The organism is Vibrio sp. V43_P6S15P86 (genome assembly GCF_009904725.1).
In the GTDB taxonomy this organism is placed as follows: domain Bacteria; phylum Pseudomonadota; class Gammaproteobacteria; order Enterobacterales; family Vibrionaceae; genus Vibrio; species Vibrio diabolicus.
The window spans coordinates 1-3,612 of sequence record NZ_WXWT01000219.1; the positions used below are offsets into that span (position 1 = coordinate 1).

General features: G+C 42.4%; 5 protein-coding genes. All 5 read right to left on the reverse strand.

Annotated elements, in window-relative coordinates; genetic code table 11:
- The coding region (gene traF / locus CAG69_RS09705) for a conjugal transfer protein TraF (RefSeq protein WP_161443952.1) at window positions 1-288 on the reverse strand (288 nt) is incomplete at its 3' end.
- A 60-nt stretch (window positions 289-348) separates the two neighbouring features.
- Window positions 349-1,230 (reverse strand): DUF2861 family protein, encoded by an 882-nt coding sequence (locus tag CAG69_RS09710; RefSeq protein WP_005394478.1) that lies wholly within the window; start codon window positions 1,228-1,230, stop codon window positions 349-351.
- Between the two features lie 6 nt (window positions 1,231-1,236).
- Entirely contained in the window at window positions 1,237-1,899 is a 663-nt protein-coding gene (gene vxrB / locus CAG69_RS09715) for a response regulator transcription factor VxrB (protein WP_005394480.1), read from the reverse strand.
- Window positions 1,874-3,328 (reverse strand): sensor histidine kinase VxrA, encoded by a 1,455-nt coding sequence (gene vxrA / locus CAG69_RS09720; RefSeq protein ID WP_005394482.1) that lies wholly within the window; start codon window positions 3,326-3,328, stop codon window positions 1,874-1,876. The genes vxrB and vxrA overlap by 26 nt, the downstream gene beginning before the upstream one ends.
- A 155-nt stretch (window positions 3,329-3,483) precedes the next feature.
- Window positions 3,484-3,612 (reverse strand): NAD(P)(+) transhydrogenase (Re/Si-specific) subunit beta (locus CAG69_RS09725; protein ID WP_161443954.1); only part of this gene is annotated, 129 nt, incomplete at its 5' end.

The following is a 3,612-nucleotide window of genomic DNA, read 5'->3' on the forward strand; positions in this document are numbered from 1 at the left end:
ATCGACATCGGTCAATTTGCTGATGCGTTCGATTTCATCGACAAGATCATATTGATCATCGTAATTACCGCCAAAACTTGGCACGATCATTCCTGCGTCGTCGTTTCGGCGATAAATTGCAGTAAGTGCGGGGTTGAAAAAAGGAGCAGTCAGATAAGTTGCTGATACCGTACCAACGCCACCCATCGCATCGCTACGAGCTTCTATCGCATAAGTGGCAGCCGAAGCAACGTTTGCGAAAAGTGTGGTGGCAACAGAGGTGGCTAGAATTTTATATTTGGTTTTCATACTACACTTGTGATTTTGGTTCTTCCTGAACCTTTATCGGCACAAATGGTATTTCTTTAACTATTCTTCTTGGGAAAGATCATAGGTTCGGCTAATAGTTTGAGCTTGCTCAACAATTATATCGCCCTGCCAACGACGACTGTTGATACTCACTGCTAGCACGTATCTATCATTTGGGACGCCCGCAAGCTCTAGTGAATTGGGATAGTTAGACTCGTAAGTCTTTTTCCACATTTGCTCGTATTGACCATCAATGTAGTCATATAAACCAACTTCAAGTTGCGGTAATGGACAATGGGGATTACGAAGTGCGCTCTTTTCTACTTTCCAATTCTCTTTAGATGTCCAACGAACATATTGCGAAGAATTGGAATCTCCTAATATTACCCAAGTTCGATACTCTTGTTTATCTTTAGAAACAATAGTTAAGTGATACAAGCCTGCTTCAAGCTTACCCGTGAGGTTATAGCGTTTCGAATAACTACGCTCATTGGCTAATTCCGTACCGCTCGGCTGTTCTTCATAACTGAATGAACTGTCTGCGGATATAGAATCATCCACCCATCTATTAAATGAAATATTTTCGATGTCAGTTGTAGCTCTTAGCTTGATCACTAACCTAAATGTATCTCGCCCAGGGCTTTGGATGGTCTGACGAATGACGTTCACGCCACTTATCCATTCAGGCAGCGTTACACCAGTGAGAGACTTGCCACAGTTTTTAGATAGTGACTGACCAAGAAGATCATTGAGATGAGGAGTCAAATCTTTGCTTGGTTCCGTTTGCCACAGTTCAACAAGAGAGTTGAACATACCGGCAAGATCATCTTCAAGTAAGTGTTGATGTGCCTGCGTTAAAGGCGTGTTGGTTTGAAACCAGTCCATTGCATGGACTGGTTTCACTAACGCTAATGAGAGAACTACGGGGAGTAGTGTTTTCATTATGACTTATGCTTTCATCTTGTAGCCAACACCGCGAAGTGTTTCAATTTCCAGTCCGGGCAGTTTTTGACGAAGCTGCAATACGTGCGTATCCACAGTACGTGTTGTTGGGAAGTGATTATAACCCCAAACGTGGTCAAGTAGCTCATCACGAGTAAACACGCGACCTAAGTTCGACGCTAAAAATAGCAGTAGATCAAACTCTGTACGAGTTAACGTAATTAGCTCATCTTTATAGGTAACTTCACGAGTTGAACGATCAATTTCTAAGTCTTTTGTGATCACTTTATCAGCGCTGCTTTGCTCTGCTGAATCCGGTGCTCGTAGCTGTGCACGGATTCTCGCAAAGAGTTCCGCTTCAGCAAAAGGCTTCGTTAAGTAGTCGTTCGCGCCGGAATCAAGGCCTGCAACTTTATCTTTTACGGTAACAAGTGCCGTTAGCAAGATAACTGGTACGTCTTTAATCTGTTTCCATTCTGGGAGACATTGTACAGAGTCACCATCTGGGAGTTGGCGATCGAGAATAACCAAGTCAGCTTTTTTCCATTGTGGTTCTACGTCTGCAATACGTTCCACATGTAAACACTCATATCCTGCTTGTTCCAGGCTTACTAACAGGCCATCAGCCAAGTTTTTATCGTCCTCAACGAGAAGCAGTGTCTGTTTCACAAGGTATCTCCAATATAAAGGTTGTAGGTGGTCCCATCAGGGACATTTTTCCGCCCATGCGGCCTACCATAGATTCAACGATTGTTAACCCAAGTCCTAACCCGCTCTTACTGACGAACGGTTTCTTCAAATTTGCCCAATCTTTAGCCGTTAGGCCACCAGCATCTCGGACTTGGAATACTATTTTTTCTTCACTAGTTGAAACATCCAATTCAACTGGTGCAATACCGTACTTAAGCGCATTACGAAGCAAGTTATCGATACAAGTTCCTAACCAGTACACATTAACTTTAGCAGCCACATCTTCATTGATGTTGAAAAGCACGGCACTATCAAATTCTTCTTCGATCTTAAATTCTAACCAGTCTGCGACAGACGGAACCCAATCTGTTGCAAGCATTTGGTTATCAGATTGCAAATAATCTTTACTCGCTTCTGCCAATTGACGCAAACGACGTGTATCTTCACACAATCTGCGGAACTCGTCATATACGCTTTCAGGTAGATGCTCGAATTCTCGGCGAAAGCCCTCAACCGTCAGTGATAGAGATGCAATCGGTGTTCTGAGCTCATGCGTTAAAATTTGCAACACAAGCATTCTACTACGGAGCTCTTCTCGCTTACTATTCCAGCGGTATACAGCCCAACCAATCACTAGAAGAATATTTGCGATTACCAGTATGATCATACTGATCCGCAAAACTTGTGAGTGATCTTCTACATCCCAACAAATATTGCCTCGTTTAACAAAGCAACTTTTGCTTTGAGACGCTAGAGCGTAGGACAGACCCGCATTAGCGACGTTTTCTTCCCAGATATCTTTCTCGAAAACAAAGTAACGGTCACCACGTCGTAACCAAAGTTCGTTACCTTCGATAAACATGCTCGCGCCTGCAATCAAAGCATTAATGGCGTCGTCGTCCATGTTTTTCAAGCTTTCTAACAACTCATCCCCTTCCTCATTGTCACGCTCTTTAATATGCATGTATTGAGCAAGCTTGGGTTTGAGTTCTGGATACTTATCCACATAGCGTGCAGCATAAGTTCCACCACCAGGGTGAATGAGGCCACTACGCGAGAACCAACGTGGTGTCAGTTGCGTCCCTTTACAGATAGCTCTTGTAAATACTAACGGCTCAGTAATTAAAGGACTTAGTGGCAATTTACCACGACAAGTATTCGCTAAGCTGTAAAGCTGTTGTATATCTTTTAACGGATAGTCAGACGTTTGCGGCAGAAGCGAATCTGGCGCAAGTAACTTGGTAGGATAATTTGATTGCAGAATACGAATATCATACGATTTAAGAGCTACTTCATAATTAAATAGCTCTGTAAACGTATCTATTCTTTCTGGTAGTGAATCGGAAAATGCAGGTGCCGAAAAAAGCGGCAATACAGTTGCAAAACCGAGCAAAAACTTTTTAATCAAACTGTTACCGTCACTTGTTACATTAGCCAAAACTATACATCAATCTACAAGCAATTGACATCTGCTAACAGAAGGATTTGCATTACTATAACATTGAAACGGAACAAAAAAGGGCCAGCGATTGCTGACCCTGTATAGTTTTAAATCAAGAATGGTTAGAGTGCTTTAAAAATAGACTCAACACTTTCCTTCGCATCACCAAATAGCATTGATGTATTTTCTTTGAAGAACAGTGGGTTCTGTACACCTGCGTAACCAGTATTCATTGAACGCTTGAATACCAC

Coding starts and splice junctions, on each gene's coding strand:
- CAG69_RS09710 (WP_005394478.1), bottom strand. CDS start 1,230: ATGAAAACACTACTCCCCGTAGTTCTCTCATTAGCGTTAGTGAAACCA.